Source organism: Trichocoleus sp. FACHB-6, assembly GCF_014695815.1.
Classification (GTDB): Bacteria; Cyanobacteriota; Cyanobacteriia; order Cyanobacteriales; family FACHB-T130; genus Funiculus; species Funiculus sociatus.
This window is the reverse complement of record NZ_JACJOY010000130.1, coordinates 79939-97837: the sequence shown is the minus strand read 5'-3', so window position 1 is coordinate 97837 and position 17899 is coordinate 79939. Positions and strand designations below refer to the sequence as shown.

Annotated in this window: 15 protein-coding genes; 8 read left to right on the top strand and 7 right to left on the bottom strand. The window is 46.1% G+C overall.

Annotated elements, in window-relative coordinates; translation table 11 throughout:
* Window positions 1–63: 63 nt before the first annotated feature.
* Together H6F66_RS27320 and bioF are read left to right on the top strand one after the other, a co-directional pair.
* Window positions 64–744: a Uma2 family endonuclease gene (locus H6F66_RS27320; RefSeq protein ID WP_190428294.1), complete on the top strand. Its 681-nt coding sequence runs from the start codon at window positions 64–66 to the stop codon at window positions 742–744.
* Between the two features lie 25 nt (window positions 745–769).
* Window positions 770–1927, top strand: coding sequence for an 8-amino-7-oxononanoate synthase (gene bioF / locus H6F66_RS27315; protein WP_190428334.1), 1158 nt, complete (start codon window positions 770–772; stop codon window positions 1925–1927).
* 133 nt (window positions 1928–2060) lie between these two features.
* On the opposite strand, the gene H6F66_RS27310 is transcribed toward bioF, so the two are convergent.
* Together H6F66_RS27310 and H6F66_RS28665 are read right to left on the bottom strand one after the other, a co-directional pair.
* Entirely contained in the window at window positions 2061–2528 is a 468-nt protein-coding gene (locus tag H6F66_RS27310; protein ID WP_190428292.1) for a BON domain-containing protein, read from the bottom strand.
* Between the two features lie 117 nt (window positions 2529–2645).
* Complete coding sequence (locus tag H6F66_RS28665) at window positions 2646–4010, bottom strand: general stress protein (RefSeq protein WP_190428290.1); 1365 nt, start codon at window positions 4008–4010, stop codon at window positions 2646–2648.
* Between the two features lie 286 nt (window positions 4011–4296).
* Between H6F66_RS28665 and H6F66_RS27300 the strand changes: the two genes are divergently transcribed.
* Together H6F66_RS27300 and H6F66_RS27295 are read left to right on the top strand one after the other, a co-directional pair.
* On the top strand, window positions 4297–5844 hold the full coding sequence (locus H6F66_RS27300) for a HAMP domain-containing sensor histidine kinase (protein ID WP_190428288.1): 1548 nt from the start codon (window positions 4297–4299) through the stop codon (window positions 5842–5844).
* Window positions 5845–6005: 161 nt separating this feature from the next.
* Complete coding sequence (locus H6F66_RS27295) at window positions 6006–6998, top strand: DUF4351 domain-containing protein (protein ID WP_190428286.1); 993 nt, start codon at window positions 6006–6008, stop codon at window positions 6996–6998.
* Between the two features lie 157 nt (window positions 6999–7155).
* Here H6F66_RS27295 and H6F66_RS27290 read toward each other — a convergent pair whose 3' ends face one another.
* The 3 genes from H6F66_RS27290 to H6F66_RS27280 all read right to left on the bottom strand — a co-directional run bounded on the left by H6F66_RS27290 (window position 7156) and on the right by H6F66_RS27280 (window position 10565).
* Window positions 7156–8703 (bottom strand): DICT sensory domain-containing protein, encoded by a 1548-nt coding sequence (locus H6F66_RS27290; RefSeq protein WP_190428284.1) that lies wholly within the window; start codon window positions 8701–8703, stop codon window positions 7156–7158.
* A complete protein-coding gene (locus tag H6F66_RS27285; RefSeq protein ID WP_190428282.1) occupies window positions 8700–10202 on the bottom strand; it encodes a UDP-N-acetylmuramoyl-L-alanyl-D-glutamate--2,6-diaminopimelate ligase in 1503 nt (500 codons plus the stop codon). The genes H6F66_RS27290 and H6F66_RS27285 overlap by 4 nt, the downstream gene beginning before the upstream one ends.
* A 78-nt stretch (window positions 10203–10280) precedes the next feature.
* The gene (locus H6F66_RS27280; RefSeq protein WP_190428280.1) at window positions 10281–10565 is read right to left on the bottom strand and encodes a glutaredoxin family protein; all 285 of its coding nucleotides are present in this window, start codon (window positions 10563–10565) and stop codon (window positions 10281–10283) included.
* A gap of 144 nt (window positions 10566–10709) precedes the next feature.
* Between H6F66_RS27280 and cysH the strand changes: the two genes are divergently transcribed.
* A complete protein-coding gene (cysH, locus tag H6F66_RS27275) occupies window positions 10710–11441 on the top strand; it encodes a phosphoadenosine phosphosulfate reductase (protein ID WP_190428277.1) in 732 nt (243 codons plus the stop codon).
* A gap of 96 nt (window positions 11442–11537) precedes the next feature.
* A complete protein-coding gene (locus H6F66_RS27270; protein ID WP_190428275.1) occupies window positions 11538–12857 on the top strand; it encodes an exonuclease SbcCD subunit D in 1320 nt (439 codons plus the stop codon).
* 127 nt (window positions 12858–12984) lie between these two features.
* Here the strand turns inward: H6F66_RS27270 and H6F66_RS27265 are convergent, their stop codons facing one another.
* Together H6F66_RS27265 and H6F66_RS27260 are read right to left on the bottom strand one after the other, a co-directional pair.
* Window positions 12985–13821 carry a DUF1350 family protein gene (locus tag H6F66_RS27265; RefSeq protein WP_190428273.1) on the bottom strand — a complete coding sequence of 279 codons (837 nt, stop codon included), beginning with the start codon at window positions 13819–13821 and terminating at the stop codon, window positions 12985–12987.
* A gap of 304 nt (window positions 13822–14125) precedes the next feature.
* On the bottom strand, window positions 14126–14716 hold the full coding sequence (locus H6F66_RS27260) for a hypothetical protein (RefSeq protein WP_190428271.1): 591 nt from the start codon (window positions 14714–14716) through the stop codon (window positions 14126–14128).
* Between the two features lie 520 nt (window positions 14717–15236).
* Here H6F66_RS27260 and H6F66_RS27255 point away from each other — a divergent pair.
* Window positions 15237–15665 carry a hypothetical protein gene (locus H6F66_RS27255; RefSeq protein WP_190428270.1) on the top strand — a complete coding sequence of 143 codons (429 nt, stop codon included), beginning with the start codon at window positions 15237–15239 and terminating at the stop codon, window positions 15663–15665.
* Between the two features lie 50 nt (window positions 15666–15715).
* A complete protein-coding gene (gene recJ, locus H6F66_RS27250; RefSeq protein WP_190428268.1) occupies window positions 15716–17803 on the top strand; it encodes a single-stranded-DNA-specific exonuclease RecJ in 2088 nt (695 codons plus the stop codon).
* Window positions 17804–17899 lie beyond the last annotated feature (96 nt).

The following is a 17899-nucleotide window of genomic DNA, read 5'->3' as shown; positions in this document are numbered from 1 at the left end:
CGCTCTGTTGAGCATTCTATTTAACAGAATAAAGATGTCCTTTCGCCACCAAACAGGTGTGATATGGTACTTAGTGGTCAATCCGACACTCCGACAATCCCGCCATGCGACCTTTGGAGCGAGGAGCCGCAATTGGAGAGCGATCGCCATCTTAAACAGCTAATTTTACTCTTAATTTGCTTAGAGCGGTTGTGGCAAAACCGAAATGATTTTCATGTCGGTGCCAACCAGAGTATTTATTTCAGCCTGCGTCAAATTAGATCGCAAGACTTTCGAGGGACAGACTTTTATGTGGTTCTCAACACTGAACGCAGAGAGCGGAAAAGTTGGGCGGTGTGGGAAGAAGATGGCAAGTATCCCAATTTTATTCTAGAGATTCTTTCGGACACGACCGCTAAGAACGACCGAGGCTTGAAAAAGCAACTGTATCAAGATGTTTTTCGCACGCCTGAGTATTTTTGGTTTGACCCCTACAGTTTAGAGTTTGCCGGGTTCAAACTCAATTACGGTACTTATGAAGAGATTCCCCTTCAGGAGCAGGGATGGCGCTGGAGTGAGGAGTTACAGTTGTTTTTGGGCATTGTGGGAGAACAGTTAAGGTTCTTTACGCCAGAACGGGAACTGGTTCCCACTCCGCAAGAAGCCGAAACACAACAAAGGCAACGCGCAGAACAGGCACAAGCACACGCAGAGCGTCTGCTTCGTCAGCTGCGAGAATTAGGTGTGGAGCCAGAAGATTTGTAATAAATTGGAAAGTGCGATCGCTCTCATGCCTACTGACCCTTATGCTTGGATAGAACCATCTCTCGCCACGATTCATCAGGCTAACTGGTATCGTTCAGTTCAGACTATCCAAAGTCGTCCTGGTGCAACGGTGGTGTTGGAGGGACGAGAAGTTATCAATTTTGCTAGTAATGATTATCTGGGTTTGGCGGGAGATGAGCGTTTAATTGAAGCTGCTGTTGGCGCTGCAAAGGAATTTGGTACGGGTGCGACAGGTTCTAGATTAATTACTGGTCATCGTCAATTGCATCGAGAACTCGAAAGCGCGATCGCATCCCTCAAACAAACTGAAGACGCTTTAGTATTTAGTTCTGGTTATCTGGCTTCTTTAGGCGCGATCGCTGCTTTAGTTGGCGGTCGCGATTTAATTCTATCTGACCAGTACAATCATTCTAGTCTCAAAAATGGGGCGATCGTTAGCGGTGCCACTGTCATCGACTATCCGCACTGCGATGTTGCGGATTTAAAAAACAAGCTAGGTCAACACCGACAACAATATCGTCGCTGCTTGATTATTACTGATAGCGTTTTTAGTATGGATGGGGATTTATGTCAAATCCCATATTTGTTGGATTTAGCGGAAGAATTTAGCTGTATGCTGCTGGTAGATGAAGCTCACGCCACGGGAGTTTTAGGAAAAACGGGTGCTGGGTGTGTGGAACATTTTGGCTGTAGCGATCGCACTTTAATTCAAATCGGCACCCTGAGCAAAGCTTTAGGGAGTTTGGGCGGATATGTAGCTGGAAACGCTACTTTGATTGACTTTTTGCGGAATCGCGCCCCTAGTTGGATTTATACTACTGGTCTTTCGCCAGCGGATACAGCTGCGGCTTTGGCAGCAGTTAAAATTGTTCAACAAGAGCCGCTCCGCCGCGCCCGATTGTGGCGTAATGTTGGTATTCTTAAAAATCTGCTGCGATTACCAAACCTGAAATTATTACCTTCAGAGTCTTCCATCCTCTGCTTGCAATTGAACAACGCCGCCGAAGCTTTGAAAATGGGACAAAAACTAAAAGATGCCGGAATTTTTGCTCCTGCTATTCGCCCTCCTACTGTTCCTACGAGTCGGATTCGGATGACGGTTATGGCAAATCACGAACCTGTCCACTTTCAGCGGTTGCTGGAAGCTTTGATGGAAGGATAAACCGCAAAGGCGCAAAGAACGCTAAGGAACAAGAGGAAGAAATTAAAACCTCTGCGTACCTTTGCGATATCCTTTGCGTACCTTTACGTTTAAAACAACTTCTTTCAGGTTGTCGATAAGTGTGATTAACCCGTTATTGACCTTTTGGTTGAGCGGGAGCAACGGTTGCTTTGTTAGTTACGCTCTTGACACCTTTAATTTCTTTTGCCAAAGGTTCAATTTTAGCGAATTGTTCTTGGGTAGGAACAGTTCCGGAGATAGTGACAATGCCCTCTTCAGCAGCAACTGTCAGAAGACTAGCTGGTAAGTTAGCTTCCAATTTACTGCGAACCTCGCCTTGCAAATCCCCATCAGTTCTTTGTGCGTCGCCTCCGGTGACATTGTTCCGCTGCTCCGCCGCCCGAATGTCAGAATTGAGCTGATCTCTGCGAACTTCGCTAGTTGCGTCTTGTTGGCCCTCTTTAGCTGCATCGGCTGCGGGGGTTTGGCTCGTTGTTGCGGTAGTTTCAGGAGCATCAGCATTAGTGCTTGCAGTATCGTTACAAGCAGCAGCACTAAAAATTAAAACGCCGCTGAGTAGAAGTGTGGTAAGTTTTTTCATGGTTTTTCCGATTTGAAAAGTGTAATGGTTTAAATTCGATTGCTATCGATTCAGCAGAAATTATCTGACATAGGGTCAGATTTACTAAGCACCGAAAGAATGGTGAGCTTAGAAAACTTATGTCCGGTTGTCGATGATGGTGACGCGATCGCTTCCCTGGCTAGAGTGATCTTGAGGTTCCGCAACCATCTCCGGAGACTTCGGAGAAGAGATGCCCGAAGTTTTATTTTCTGGTAGGTTATAGACACCCCATTCATGAATGCCTTTAGCTTTCAGAATAGATTCTGCACGCTGGATCTCTTCTTCGGTGCCGTTTACCAAAACCAGATAATCGCCGCTAGATAATTGATCGTGATAAACTTTGGCTTCCTGTTCCGGAATTCCTAGCCCAATTAGTGCGCCTGTCAGCCCACCTGCGGCTGCACCAATGCCACCACCAGCGATGGTTGTAGCTATAGCAGTGGCTTCTGCTCCGGCAAACAGGATAGGCCCGACACCAGGAATTGCTAAGGCACCTAGCCCAATCAGCAACCCAGTTAAACCGCCTAAAGCACCGCCTGCAATCGCTCCGGTTGTTGCACCTTCATCAGCATTGCTATCCTTAATGCGATCGCTTACCTCAACCCCAGCTATCTCATCGTGCCGATCTGCATCTTTGGCAACGACAGAAACTTTGTCCATCAAAAAACCAGAATTTTTCAACTCATGTAGCGCATCTTCCACATCGCGACGCCTGGAGAATATACCCACCGCACGCTTATGGGGAATTGCATCCATATCAATGACATTAGGATCGCCTGCGTAAGGCACAGTATATCCTGCACTCAGGGGATTCAGTGCTAAGGGATCTAATCCTAATCCTACTGTATAAGCTGGATTGCTCGCACCCAGTGGAGCGAAGCTGGTTGAGTATGCCACCGGATAGCTAGGAACCATGCCGCTAACATCATAGATACCCCAATGTTGAATTCCCTGGTTCCCTAGAATTGATTCAGCTTTGGTAATTTCCGCTTGTGTACCCTCTACTATTACTAAGTAATCGCCTTGGGATAAGCGGTGGTTATAAACTTGAGCTTGTTCTTCCGGAATACCTAAACCCATCAGTGCGCCGACAATGCCACCTGTTGCGGCACCAACTGCACCACCAATGAGAGCGTCACCCAGTATAGAGGCTAAAGCGCCTCCTGCTACCACTGGACCAATTCCTGGAATCGTTAATGCGCTTAAGGCTCCGAGTAAGCCAACAAAACCGCCTACTGCACCGCCTGCTAAAGCACCCGCCGTTGCCCCACTGCCAGTTTGATTGCCAGCATTGTCGCGTACATCAACCCCGGCTATTTCATCGCGCCCGTTTCTATCCCGTGCCACGATGGAAATCTGACTCATGGAAAAACCGGAAGTTTTCAGCTCGTTAAGCGCATATTCCGCACTTTGAGGACTGGAAAACACGCCTACAGCCCGCTTACGTTGGTCGTCGGTCATTTTTTCCTCCCCAAATGAACAAAGAAACAGTTAGAACCAATACCAAATCAGCTTTATTCATCTTTTCTTTCTTATTTATCGCCTTTTTTTCTAGGTTTTCCATCAGTCCCCAGATGTAAGCTTTTATCTATCAATCGAGAGGAAAGAGATATCTTTATGGCAGAGCGCGGCGATCGCCCTTTATTTAGTACGGTTATACGACCACCGAGAGATGCCAAGTATAGGTAGGCTCATATCAGAGAGTAGTTAAACGCACTGCCAGTGATAGCCGTTAAGGGGGTGCTTTGTGCAGAAGTGGTTATTGCCAACCATCGGTGAAGTATTAGCCCAATATGAACCATCAGGGGCAGATAGTCTGATGCCTTTTACCCAAGAGACAGCAGAAAAATTGGATGGTCAACAGCGCTCCAGCAGCCGGAAAGCACTCAAGCAGATGCGTGCTAAAAGGGAATGGTGCGGTGCGATCGCAGCCTTGGAGGAGTTGTTGCATCTCTCAACTGCCACATCTACAGGTTCCGATGAGCCGTTGGGATTGGTTTTAGCTGGCCCTGTGCCAGTCTTGAGCCATCCAGATGTAATGAATCGTTTCCAGACAGGAATTTTTACAGTTGAATCACTTAATCCTATGGCTTTAATGCCATTTCAACTGCCTCCTGCAACTGGACAAGCCGCAGAAAAAGACTCTTTATGCCTTCCTAAGCTGCCATTAATTCCAGCCGATCCGTTGGCATCTGAACAGTTTTGTGTAGTTTTAACTTCTCAATTTAGTTTGGTGATGGTAGTCGGAGAAGACGTAAACTACCAAAAAGCCTTTATGTATTCCTTTGACCCGGAAGTAGTAGAGAAAGCATGGTATAGTTTGCGATCGCGTTTATTATTAAGCAACCTCGATCGCGTCGGTCAGCTAGAAGCCTTAGTCAAGCGCTTTCCACCCACAGCGCCCGATTATCGCACCGTCACGCAGTTTAGCCGCTTGCTGCTGAAAAATTTGCCAGACGAGGCAAAAGGTGACGCTGCTGAACCAGTAGAGGCAAAAGCTAAAAATCCAGATAATTCTGAATATTCAATCTTGAATAATCAATTAATTGAAAATTCTTGCGATATAGAATTACTACAAGCCTTTGCCCACGAAGTTCGGACACCTCTAACTACCATTCGCACTCTGACACGACTTTTATTGAAGCGCCGCGATTTACCACAAGAAATCATCAAGCGTCTAGAAAAAATTGATCGCGAGTGTACCGAGCAAATTGACCGCATGGAGCTATTTTTCCGGGCTGCGGAAGTAGAAACAGCACCAGTCAAGCGCCGCGAAGTTCACCTAAGCGCTATGTCTGTCGCCCAAGTGTTCCAAAACAGCATTCCCCGCTGGCAAGAACAAGCAAGTCGGCGCAATTTAACCCTAGATGTCGTTTTACCCCAAAAGCTGCCGAGTGTAGTTAGCAATCCAGCCATGTTAGACCAGGTACTAACGGGTTTGATTGAGAACTTCACCCGTCGCATTCCGGAGGGCGGTCACATTCAAGTAGAAGTGACACCCGCAGGCGACCAGTTAAAATTACAGCTTCAATCACAATCTCAAAGATATCCCGACGAAAACGGCGACTCGCCAGCGGCGAATATCAACCAGCCAACTTTAAAGTCTATTGGCCAAATGTTAATGTTCCAGCCAGAAACTGGATGTCTCAGCCTAAATCTCAACGTAACGAAAAATCTTTTTCAAGCGTTGGGAGGGAAACTAATTGTCCGGCAAAGACCCCAACAAGGTGAAGTGCTAACAATTTTCCTACCTTTAGAAGTTGGCAACACTAAAAAGTTAGGAGTTAAAAGCTAACATCCCGAAAGGCTGAACGCTTTCGAGCCATTGCCCGAAAGCTTCATAACGCTAGAGTTAGTGCGATAAAAGGATGGAGAATAGGGGCGATCGCTACACTCAAAATTAGAGTGTAATATTATTTTGATGGCATTGAACTACTTTTATCCAAGCATCTGCCAATGTCCGCGTCTCGCTCAGACCAAGATTCGCCCTGGAAAGACATTTTACGCCAGTATTTCCCAGAAGCGATCGCGTTTTTCTTTCCAGAAACATCCGCGCAGATTGATTGGAGCCAACCACACGAGTTTCTAGATAAAGAATTCCAGCAGATTGCACCGAATGCAGAAATCGGCAAACGTTACGCCGACCAATTGGTGAAAGTTTGGCTCAAACAGGGTCAACAATTGTGGCTACTTGTACATATCGAGATCCAAGCAAAACCAGAAACTAATTTTGCCGAACGAATGTTGGTCTATCACCTGCGGATTTTCGATAGGTTTCACAGCCATGCTACGAGTTTAGCGATTTTGTGCGATCGCAATGCCAACTGGCGACCGAATCAGTATCGTTTCAGCAGCCCCGATACAGAACTGACATTTCGGTTTGGGATGATAAAGTTGCTAGATTACCTCTCGCGCAATGCCGAACTAGAACAAAGCCGCAATCCCTTTGCTGTTGTCGTGATGGCACACATTCAAGCCCAGGAAACGCAACGCGACTCGCAAAGCCGTAAGGATAGGAAATTAAGCCTGATTCGGCGGCTGTATGAGGAAGGCTACGAGCGGCGGGAGATTGTCAACCTGTTTCGCTTTGTTGATTGGGTTATGATTTTGCCCAAGGGGTTAGAAAGCGAATTTTGGCAAGAATTGAAGGTTTACGAGGAGGAAAGACGGATGCCCTACATTACCAGTGTTGAGCGAATCGGGTTTGAACGGGGGATTGAACAGGGGCTTGAACAGGGGCTTGAACAGGGGCTTGAACAGGGCGCTCAACGGGAAGCCCGTTCGCTCATCCTGCGCCAACTCACCCGCAAAGTTGGAGAATTACCTCAACAAGTGCGATCGCAGATTGATACGTTGTCGATTACACAACTGGAGATGCTGGGAGAAGCTCTGCTGGATTTCTCCAGCCTATCTGATTTGGAAGTATGGTTGGCACAGCAGGAGCAGTAGGCGATAGATTGGGCAAGACAACTCGAAGTTGCTGGGAGTCAAGCGGCTAGGGGCAATTAAGATTGCAATTCACAGCAATGGGGCTAGAGCCATTCTCGTTCTTAGGGATATGAGCCGAGTTACATTCACGGCATTGTATCAATTATGTAACCCCTTTTTAATTTGCTATAGGTAACAGCACTTTGAAAATGGAACCTTGACCTAATCTGCTAGTTACTGAAATAGAACCGCCGCAACGCAAAAGTAATTGCTGCACAATTGTTAAACCTAATCCAGCACCGACAACTTCTTCACCCGTAGCTGGGCGGCCGCGATAAAAACGGTCAAAAATTTTAGGTAATTCATTCGGAGCAATGCCAATTCCGGTGTCTCGAAATTCTAGCTGCACGTATTCTCCTTGTTGCTTGGATCGTACCCAAACCTGACCGCCAGTGGGAGTAAATTTGATGCTGTTGTGTAGGAGATTAATTACTATCTGCCGCAACCATGATTCTAAACAAGAGACAATTGGAAGGTTAGTGCTGATGGTATAACCTAACTGAATGCCTTTTTCTTGGGCAAGAGGCTGATAGGTGCTGACAACACCTGGGACAATTTCTGCTAAATGCACAGGTGGCGGATTGATTGGTATGGTGGTGCTGTCTAGCTGTACCAGTTCCATTAAACCGCTCATTAGGGAAGTCTGGCGATCGCATTCTGTATGCAACAGCCGCATATAGCGTTGGCGTTGCGCTGGTTTGAGATTCGGCGATTCTAGCAGCTTCAGGGCGGTTTTCATGTTGGTTAGCGGTGTCCGCAGTTCCAGCAGCGAATTACTCAGCAACTCGTTTTTAAACAGCAAGTCGTCAAGCAGGGATTCATTTTGCCGCTGTAGGGCTGCTGTTTTTGCTGTTTCCGCGTCACTGGCGCTATTCAAGTGACGGCTTTGCTGTTGCTTTCCTTGGGTTTCTAACAGGTGGATGAGTATAGATGCGATCGCTTTTGTCTGGACAAAATCATTATCTTGTGGTATATTAAGGGCGTTTTTGTCTAAACAAGATAAATTTTCTGGGTTGGAAGCGATCGCGTTTCCTATCCCCTGCAAAAGCTGCTGAATCACAGGGAAGTCAAAACTGCAAATAGCTTGCAGCCCCATTTTGTTTTCTGTAGGGACTTGACTAATATTAAATGCCAGCAGCTCCTCGGAGTCCCCAAAGGATAACCTTTGCTGAATATCGAGAAGCTTCATCGATTTTCCAGGCGCTAAATCTTTGTCTGTAGAGATTGTCTGGATTTCCTGCTTGCTACGGTGGGGACGATGAGCCAAAATCAAGCCAACAAACTTCTCAGATAAGACTAAAACAAAATACTCCCTTAAAATCGGGCTATCCGATGCCAGATAAATTGGAATAATCCGCGAGTCGCCCGAATTTTGGGGATTTGATTGAGGACTGGGAAGTGGCTTGTCCCCAGTCCCCAAACCCTTGCATAGATAAATCGTGTGCGGGACACTCATCCGATGATGATATGAATCTATCTCCTCCTGCCACACTTGACCAGGCGGCAGCTTCACCCAGATAGTAGCTGGTAGCTGTTGCTCAATCAATGTATCCAAGAGCGCCCGTGACAAAGACGTGAGAGTAGCAGCTGTGAGGGAAAGAGGCTGAACAGCTTGCTTTAAAGCTAGCTGGTAGAGAGATCCATCTGGAGCGGGTTGCAGATTCATCCTTTATCCTTTAACTTCATCCTTGCTTCTAAGGCATCTCGTGCTTGTTCCCGGTCGTCAAAGTGGATTTTTTCCGTTCCTAAAATTTGGTAATCTTCGTGACCTTTGCCAGCGATGAGGATACCATCACCAGACTCGGCATTTAAAATAGCGGTGCGAATAGCAACAGCGCGATCGCTAATTACCAGAGGTTGAACCGTTGACGGTATCCCTTCTAAAATATCTTGCAAAATCCGTTCTGGATCTTCCGTGCGCGGATTATCTGATGTAACTACTGCTAATTCTGCTAGTTGCGCCCCAATTTCACCCATTTTCGGGCGCTTCGTGCGATCGCGATCGCCCCCACAACCAAACACGCAAATCATCTTTCCGGGAATAAACGGACGGGAGGCTTTCAGCAAATTCTCCAAACTATCCGGCGTGTGAGCATAATCGACAATTACACTAATATCCTGAACAGGACTAATTTGCACTCGCTCCATCCGTCCCGGAACCCCTGAAAATAAAGGTAGCGAGTCAGCGATAACCTGCAAATCTATGCCCAAATGCAAAACTGCTCCCACAGCGGCGAGTAAATTTTCTAAATTGTACTGACCCACCAGCGGGGAACGGAAGGAAATATCACCTTTTGGCGTATGCAACATTCCGCTGATACCAGTTGGACTGTAATCTAAATCTGACATCCACAGATCGGCTGTTGTATCGGGGACGCTATAGCGCCACACTTGCTCAGAGTTTAACCCTTCAATCAAACGTTTCCCATAGGCATCGTCAGAATTTATCACCGCCCGACCTTTGAGATATTCTGGGCTAAACAGCAGAGCTTTTGCCGCAAAGTAATCTTCCATATCGCGGTGATAATCTAAATGATCCTGAGTGAGGTTGGTAAACACCCCCACCTCAAACGGACAACCATAAACTCGCCCTTGCGCCAAAGCGTGAGAACTGACTTCCATCACCCCCATCTGAGACCCTGCTGCTACTGCTGCCGCCAGTTGTTCTTGCAATTCGAGGGCGAAAGGGGTTGTATGGGCGGCGGTTTGTTTAAAGCCATTCCAGCGAGCGTACAGCGTACCAAAAAGCGCTGTGGGTAAGTGACTTTGAGTGAGGAAAAATTCTATTAAATGAGTAGTAGTGGTTTTGCCATTTGTGCCAGTAACGCCAATCAGCTTCATCTGTTGGGCTGGGTAGCCGTAGAAGGCAGCTGCTACTTGGGCGCAGGCTTGCGTCATGTCTGCGGCTGGGATAATGCAGACATCATCTGTTGGCGGTTGTTTTTCGGCAGCTTGGGGAGAGATCAGGGCAGCGACAGCACCAGATGCGATCGCGCTAGACCAAAATTCTCCCCCATCCACTCGCGTTCCCGGCATCCCAATAAACAAATCTCCCGGCTGGCAAGCATGAGAATTTGTCGTTAACCGCTTGACTTCTGATTCTAAAGCTGCATGGCTGGATGTTGGTATGCCGGGAACCGCTGCCAATAACTCTCGCAATTTCATCTTTTGTAGCTCCTCACACATTGGTCTGTGGTCGTTGGCTAATAGCTTTTCAACACTATGGCAATTAGCCATTAGCCATTAGCATTTATCTTCTTCTGGTAAATCTTTCTGTAACATTTGTTCCAACTGGCGCACTGTAGCGCGGGGAGAAGGACGGGGTAACTGTTCTTCTACTTGTTCTGTACGCTCTTGGCGCACCCTAAACAGGACTGGAATTTCATATTGAAACGTTTGGAACCAGTCCTCGCGGGTAGTAATATCTCTAATCTCCAGTTCCAAACTGGGATTTGAAATTTTCAAGAGCTTTTCTTGCAAACCCTCGCACAAGTGGCAACCCGGCTTGCTGTATAGTATTAACCGCATTCTGGTTCTCTCTCAAATTCGATCAACCTCTGGAAGTTATGCAAATTTGACATTGATATTCCCATTTCCCGCTAGGGATATGTGTATTTATAGGTTAAAATCATCATTAGTTAAAAATTATCAAGAAACAAGTAGAAACTTACCATGACCTATAGCACCAAAGCTAATGTCAGCATCTCTTCTTTTGACCTAGACGAACTGAACCAAAGGTTTGATAAAGCTCATCCCAGAGAGATCCTGGCATGGTGCGTCAACAATATCCCTACTGGACTGGTACAAACCAGCGCCTTTAATATTGATGACTTGGTAATGACAGATATTCTCTACCGCGACCTGAAACCAGCAAACCCAGTTCCGGTATTGTTTTTAGACACGCTGTACCACTTCCCCCAAACCTTGGAACTCGTGGCACGAGCAAAAGAACTTTACAATTTAAACCTGAAAACTTACAAGATTCTAGAGGTAGATTCCCGCGAAGCTTTTGCAGAACGTTATGGTGAAGCACTGTGGGATAAAGATATTACCCAATTCCACCACCTCACCAAAATCGAACCTTTGCAACGCGGTCTATCGGAATTAAACACCGTCGCTTGGATTACCGGCCGTCGCCGCGACCAAGCTGCAACTCGCGCTGATATGCCTGTGTTGGAACTGGATTCTCAGCAACGCCTGAAAGTAAATCCTCTAGCCAGCTGGACGCGGAAGCAAAGCTGGGCTTATGCGGCTGAGTATAAAATGATTTACAATCCCTTGCATGACCAAGGATATCCCAGCATCGGCGACGAACCGATTACCACCCAAGTAGCCGAAGGTGAAGACGAACGTGCTGGTCGCTGGCGCGGTATGGGTAAAACCGAGTGCGGGATTCACATTTAAAATAAGGACTGGGGGCTGGGGACTGGGGACTAGGTAAGAAAGAGTTTTCCCCAATTCCCAATCCCCAATTCCCAATTACCAATTCCCAATCCCCAAATGATTAAAATCCTCCACCTATCCGATATCCATATGGGGAGTGGCTTTACCCACGGGCGGACTAATCCAGAAACAGGGTTAAATACACGGTTGGAGGATTTTGTCAATACTTTATCTAGATGTATTGACAGCGCGATCGCTCTCCCCGTCGATTTAGTTCTGTTCGGTGGCGATGCCTTTCCCGATGCCACACCGCCGCCCTACGTGCAGGAAGCTTTTGCCAGTCAGTTTCGCCGCTTAGTTGATGCCCAGATTCCCACAGTTTTGTTAGTAGGGAACCATGACCAGCATTCCCAAGGTCAGGGAGGCGCGAGTCTGTGCATTTATCGGACACTGGGAGTTCCAGGTTTTATAGTTGGCGACACAATTAAAACCCACCGTATTGAAACTAAAAGCGGCCCAGTCCAAGTTATGACCCTTCCTTGGCTAACCCGTTCCACCCTGCTAACACGCCCAGAAACAGAAGACCTTTCCCTCTCCGAAGTCAACGAATTATTAATTAAGCGTTTAGAACCTCGTCTGGAAGGAGAAATCCGACGGCTAGACCCAGAAGTGCCAACGGTTCTCTTGGCGCACCTGATGGCAGACCGCGCTAACTTGGGCGCAGAGCGCTTCTTAGCTGTCGGCAAAGGCTTCACTCTCCCCTTGTCGTTGCTAACTCGTCCCTGCTTTGACTACGTTGCCTTGGGACACGTCCACAAACACCAAAATCTTAATAAATCTAACGATCCGCCAGTCGTTTATCCAGGTAGCATTGAGCGGGTAGATTTCAGCGAAGAGAAAGAAGACAAAGGCTACGTGATGCTTCAGCTGGAACGAGGTAGGGCGCAGTGGGAATTTTGCCCTCTGAGTGTGCGTAGCTTTATCACAATTGAAGTAGATGTGTCTGACGCAACTGAACCGCAAGCAGCTATATTAAAAGCGATCGCAAAAAAAAATATCCACGAAGCCGTAGTGCGGCTAATTTATAAACTGCGTTCCGAACAGCTGGATTTGATTGATAATGCTACGCTACACAGCTCCTTAAGTGAAGCCCACAGCTACACAATTCAAGCTGAATTGGTAAGTCAGCTGGCGCGTCCTCGCTTACCGGAACTTGGTTCAAGTGCCAGCATCGACCCAATGGAAGCACTGAAGACTTATTTAGCTAATCGAGAAGACCTCAAGGACATCGCCGCGCAGATGCTGGAGGAAGCTGAAAAGTTACTCGCCGCTGAGGAAGAGGTTTGGTTGGAGTCAGTTGCGTCATCAAAGGAAGATAATAATCAACCAAGTCCGATGGCGGTGGGGAATGCAGATAATCAGCTGAATTTCCTCTAGAAGTTAGGCGCGAAGGCACCGAAATCAATCAGGGGTGGACTTTGTTTGTGGAGGTGGAGCATCGACCATGCGAGGGTGTAGGCTACAAAAGCTTGGATGCACCCGTTTCTATGTTTCCCACTTTAGATTAAGCACAAACTAGCAATGTAGTTGGTTCGGGTGTTAGCCGTTGGGCTAATTCTGCTAAAAATTGGAGAGCAAGAGGCTCTAGTTGTCTCTTTTCAATTGGTTCCAAAATGCCGTCAAAAGGATTAGTATCAACTAGAGAATCGCCTAACATAATGCCTATCGGTTCTCTATGTCCGCCTGGTATTTCCTTCCTCAGCAGAGGCTTATTCCTTTTATACTCTAGCTCATTAATAAACCAGGCAACGTCACTTTTATCAATTGGCTCGTCTTTGGTTCCAGCAATTGTATCTTTATCAAAAGAAATGAGTGCGGTTAGATTAAATAAACCACTATTTCTGATCAAGTCTTGAGTTTCTTTCTTGGTTGGGCGTACACCAATCCCCCAAGAGTCTAATAAAGGTGCTAAACCTGGAATTGGCACAGCATCTTTGGTGTCGGAAATATCGGGTGCAATTAATAAAGAAGGTTCATCAATGATGCTTTTTTTACCTTGCGCGATCGCTTGTCCTGAATATGCTTCTAGCAAGGCGATATATTTACAGCCCAGGCTATGACCAACCCAAAAATGTTTTAATGTTTCTGGATAACCTAGTGCTTGCCGAATTCTATCTCTTTCATCGAGTAATCCTTTAGCAATTTCTCCGTGATTCAAACCAAACTGAAAAGGTACAGCAATGATGGTATAACCTGCCTCAAATAAAGTTCGTAAGAAATACCGATAAGAAAAAGTTGGTAGAGTACCGTATAAAGCTCCGCCAATAAATTGAACAATACCAATTGGATTTGGATTTTTTGCAACCCAACTATAGGAAATCGGTTTAAATTGTATACTCATGTTTTCTAATTTCGTAATGCTGTTTTTAGAAAAGTGAAACCCAAGCTATAGTTGTAGTTTGGGTTGAGCGATAGTGAAACTAAACAAACTCTTAATATGGTCAGGTTTAGTTTCCTAATACTGTTGGCTCTCGTCCCTTAAAACCTCTCCCCTAGTAGGGTAAGTGCTTTTGATTTCCTCTTATCTATTCAAAAAGGGAGCTAAGCTGTTAGGTTTTAATGGCTTCGCCAACAGTATCCGGTGTCTCAAGTAAACCTACTGTTTAAGCTCATTAATAAGCTTGAACAAAATTATTTACTCTATATCAATCTTCGTAGTCAGGCTTCTCTTTTTCTAGCTTGAAAAGAGATTTCCCATTAGCGGTAGGCAACGTGTAGACGATTTGATCGAGCTGAGGGTCTTTAACTGTTAAATCTTTAAAGAATGTTCCTCGGTGTTCGGGTGTTAACAGCAGCCTTGCAGATTTAGCTTCAGAAAGCGAAGACATAAAGATTTCCACATAACCACGAACTTCAAAGTCCGCAGTATCCAGTAGACTTTTCCCTCCTTTGTCAGTCTTCAAAATATCGGGCTGCAAAATGAACAAACCCGTGTCATTAGCAGGAAGCTTTACGGTGAATCTTGCCTTATTGTCGGCTATATCTGGAATGAGATCGCCCGGAATATTTTCCCCAGTTACATCCAAAAAAACGAAAGTTTTTCCAATATCTACAAACGGCGTAACCGATGTAAACACCAAAGACACTATGACAGTTGAGCTTGTCGTATTGGCAAGTGTTAGGAAATAACCTTGAATGGCTGTACGGCTGAGTTTGGCGAAGGACTCTGGTGGAGGTGGAACCAGATTTGTTGGCAATTGTGACTTAACTAAAAGTTCAAAGGTTGAAACTAGCATGAAGTGTTACTTAGGGTTAGTTTTCTGTTTATTTACTAAGATGAAACTTTTATCTGTATGTCTGGAAGATTTTCCATTGCTCGTGAACATTTCTGAAATTTCAGATTTGTTTCACCGCTTCATCTTGGCAAGTTCTCTATAGTTATAACTTTTGGTTTAAGGTAATTAGCAGTCGCTTTTTCTGGTGAAACACATCTGAGGTAGCTTAGTTGAGTGTCACTCAAATGTGCGACTTGCACTTTCCTGAATTTATGTATATCAATTCAAGGCTTGGGTGCGTTACATCTGTAGGGACATGGCAATTCCATGTCCCTAGCAAGGTCGAGGGAAGGTCAGAATTGCCATATACTCGACCCAGCTGAGAAACGCTATATATCAAGTCTGATTAAGATATTTGCCTGTCGCACAACCGCAATTTCCGCACTTTGTAGGGAATGCGGTTACATACAAAAAAAATGTATTTACTGATGCAGACAGACGCGACGCGAGATAGTATGGAGTGTGTAAAATTTAAGTTTTCATGTCTAAACTTCTGCCTACACTCGTCTTAGTTGCAGCTAGTCTACTGCTTGGGGATGCAAGACAAATCAACCCAGCAGCAGCGGGAACCTGTGCTGATAAATGTCCGCCGCCGCCGATTCAGTTCATACCGGGACAACGCATTACCTTTGAGGTGGTTAATCTAACATCAAGTTTGGTTCAGATGCAGAGGGTGTTGGGGACTGACCCGATTCCCCTTAATCCCGGACAAGCGGTATCTTTTGCTAGGGGAGGTAGTACCGACCCAAATTTATCAGTTTTGTTGTGGGATGCTACTGGGTTGCCGTTGCGGGTGAATATTGGGAAACCGAATGCGAGAACTTTGCGGATAGAAGTGCGTCCCGGTGGTCGTCCTCCAGGCGATCGCACAGTTTATCTTAAAGACGACGGTCGGGTTGCGGTTTTTTAGCTCAAAGCTGATAGGATGGCCAGAGCCAGATTGCTTAAATTAAGACACCTGTGCAAGATCGACCATCATCAGATCCACCCTCTCGTTCTCACCGATTGCCTAATCATCGGTGGCAGATATTTCCCAGCATTGAAGCACAAGCTCAACATCTGGCGCAAGCAACGGGACTTTCACCTTTGTTGGGTCAGGTGCTGATCAATCGGGGTCTGGAAACATACCAAGAGGTGCAAGCATTTCTGGAACCAGAATCACAGGTTTTGCCTTCACCATTGGAGGATTTTCCAGATTTAGCAATTAGTGTGGAACTGTTGAAAGATGCGATCGCATCCAGTGAAAAAATTGCTATCTGTGGTGACTACGATGCTGATGGCATGACTAGCACTGCTTTGTTACTCCGGGCGCTGCGGTGGTTAGGCGCACAGGTAGATTATGCCATTCCCAGCCGCATGAGTGAAGGCTATGGCATTAATCGGCGAATTGTAGAAGAATTTCACCGAGAAGGTGTTGGGTTAATTTTAACTGTAGATAATGGCATTTCAGCGTTTGATCCTATTGATAGAGCGCGACAACTGGGTGTAAAAGTAATTGTCACCGACCATCACGACATCCCAGAAAAACTCCCACCAGCTGATGCCATTCTTAACCCGAAACTAATTGCCGAATCTTCGCCTTATCGGGGTGTTGCTGGTGTTGGAGTTGCCTATATTTTGGCAGTAACGCTTGCTCAACAACTGGATCAAGCTAAAGGCTTAGTGAAGCCACTTTTAGAACTATTTACTCTAGGAACCATTGCCGATTTAGCGCCTTTAACTGGTGTTAATCGTCGCTGGGTAAAGCGAGGTTTGCAACAGTTGCCGCATTCGCAACTAGCTGGGGTGCAAGCATTGATTCAAATGTCTGGGGTACAGCAGGGAACGGAAAACAGCGAACCAGAAAATCCCAAATCCGATCCTCTCGTAAAAAAGGGGGGATTCCAAAATGCAAAATCCCTAAAGCCGGAGGATATTGGTTTTCGCCTTGGCCCCCGAATTAACGCTGTAGGACGCATTGCTGACCCCCTAACCGTAATTGAGTTGCTGACAACTGATGATATGGGGTTGGCGCTAGAAAGGGCGATGCAGTGCGAACAGATTAACAAACTCCGGCAGCAACTATGCGAGGAAATTGAACAAGAAGCTGTTGCTTATGTAGAGACATTCCATGCGAGTTCTCTGAAGCAAGACCGGGTTTTGGTTGTTGTTCAACCAGATTGGCATCATGGCGTGATTGGAATTGTTGCTTCCAGATTAGTTGAACGCTACGGCGTTCCGGTGTTTATCGGGACTTATGAAAATGAGCAACACATTCGGGGTTCAGCGCGGGGAATTCCTGAATTTCATGTGTTTGAAGCTTTGCAGTATTGTCAAGATTTATTGGGTAAATTTGGCGGACACAAGGCAGCTGGCGGCTTTTCTATGCCAGCGGAGAATTTAGAAGCATTTCGAGAACGGTTGTGCATTTTTGCTAACCAATGCCTCAAACCCGAACATTTAAAGCCGTTGCTGAAGATTGATGCCCAGGCTAGCCTGGAGCAAATTAATCTCAGTTTATATCAGCAGATGGATAGCCTTCACCCCTGCGGTATCGAAAACTCCGACCCGATTTTCTGGACTCCTAATGTTCGAGTTATGGAGCAAAAAATTGTGGGGAAAGGTCACGTTAAACTGACAGTGTTGCAGGATAACCCACTTTACAAAATTAAAGCGATCGCGTGGCGTTGGGGCGATTACTTTCCTTTGCCGCCGCGAGTCGATATCGCCTACAAATTGAAAGAAAATTTCTGGAATGGCAACACTACAATTGAGCTGGAATTAGTAGGTGTCCTACTTCCCAAAATCTCCTCACTGGCTTCCCCCCAGCCTCAAGCCGAATTTTACTACAACCAACGTCATTACAGCTGTAGTCTGAACGAGTCTTTAAAAGAATTAAGAATTAAAAATCATCAAGGTAAAGTTCTAGCTATTCAGCAAGGACAAAGAACCGGGCTTTTAGGGACAACAGCCGCAGATTCCGCCCAAGTTGATGTTACTGAACCGAGGTATTTTCACCTAATTAAGGCTGCTCTCAAAGCTTTGAACCTACCCGGAAGAAGTACATAACTTATCTAAAAAGTCAATACCTTTAAACACAAAATCCGCTAAGGGATTCGCAAAGGAGCGCAAAGTTTTAATTACCCTCTGCGTACCTTTGCGCTT

Bases quoted from the DNA above. Each gene is read 5' to 3' on its own strand.
- H6F66_RS27320 (WP_190428294.1), top strand. From the start codon at position 64: ATGGTACTTAGTGGTCAATCCGACACTCCGACAATCCCGCCATGCGAC.
- bioF (WP_190428334.1), top strand. From the start codon at position 770: ATGCCTACTGACCCTTATGCTTGGATAGAACCATCTCTCGCCACGATT.
- H6F66_RS27310 (WP_190428292.1), bottom strand. From the start codon at position 2,528: ATGAAAAAACTTACCACACTTCTACTCAGCGGCGTTTTAATTTTTAGT.
- H6F66_RS28665 (WP_190428290.1), bottom strand. From the start codon at position 4,010: ATGACCGACGACCAACGTAAGCGGGCTGTAGGCGTGTTTTCCAGTCCT.
- H6F66_RS27295 (WP_190428286.1), top strand. From the start codon at position 6,006: ATGTCCGCGTCTCGCTCAGACCAAGATTCGCCCTGGAAAGACATTTTA.
- H6F66_RS27290 (WP_190428284.1), bottom strand. From the start codon at position 8,703: ATGAATCTGCAACCCGCTCCAGATGGATCTCTCTACCAGCTAGCTTTA.
- H6F66_RS27285 (WP_190428282.1), bottom strand. From the start codon at position 10,202: ATGAAATTGCGAGAGTTATTGGCAGCGGTTCCCGGCATACCAACATCC.
- H6F66_RS27280 (WP_190428280.1), bottom strand. From the start codon at position 10,565: ATGCGGTTAATACTATACAGCAAGCCGGGTTGCCACTTGTGCGAGGGT.
- cysH (WP_190428277.1), top strand. From the start codon at position 10,710: ATGACCTATAGCACCAAAGCTAATGTCAGCATCTCTTCTTTTGACCTA.
- H6F66_RS27270 (WP_190428275.1), top strand. From the start codon at position 11,538: ATGATTAAAATCCTCCACCTATCCGATATCCATATGGGGAGTGGCTTT.
- H6F66_RS27265 (WP_190428273.1), bottom strand. From the start codon at position 13,821: ATGAGTATACAATTTAAACCGATTTCCTATAGTTGGGTTGCAAAAAAT.
- H6F66_RS27260 (WP_190428271.1), bottom strand. From the start codon at position 14,716: ATGCTAGTTTCAACCTTTGAACTTTTAGTTAAGTCACAATTGCCAACA.
- H6F66_RS27255 (WP_190428270.1), top strand. From the start codon at position 15,237: ATGTCTAAACTTCTGCCTACACTCGTCTTAGTTGCAGCTAGTCTACTG.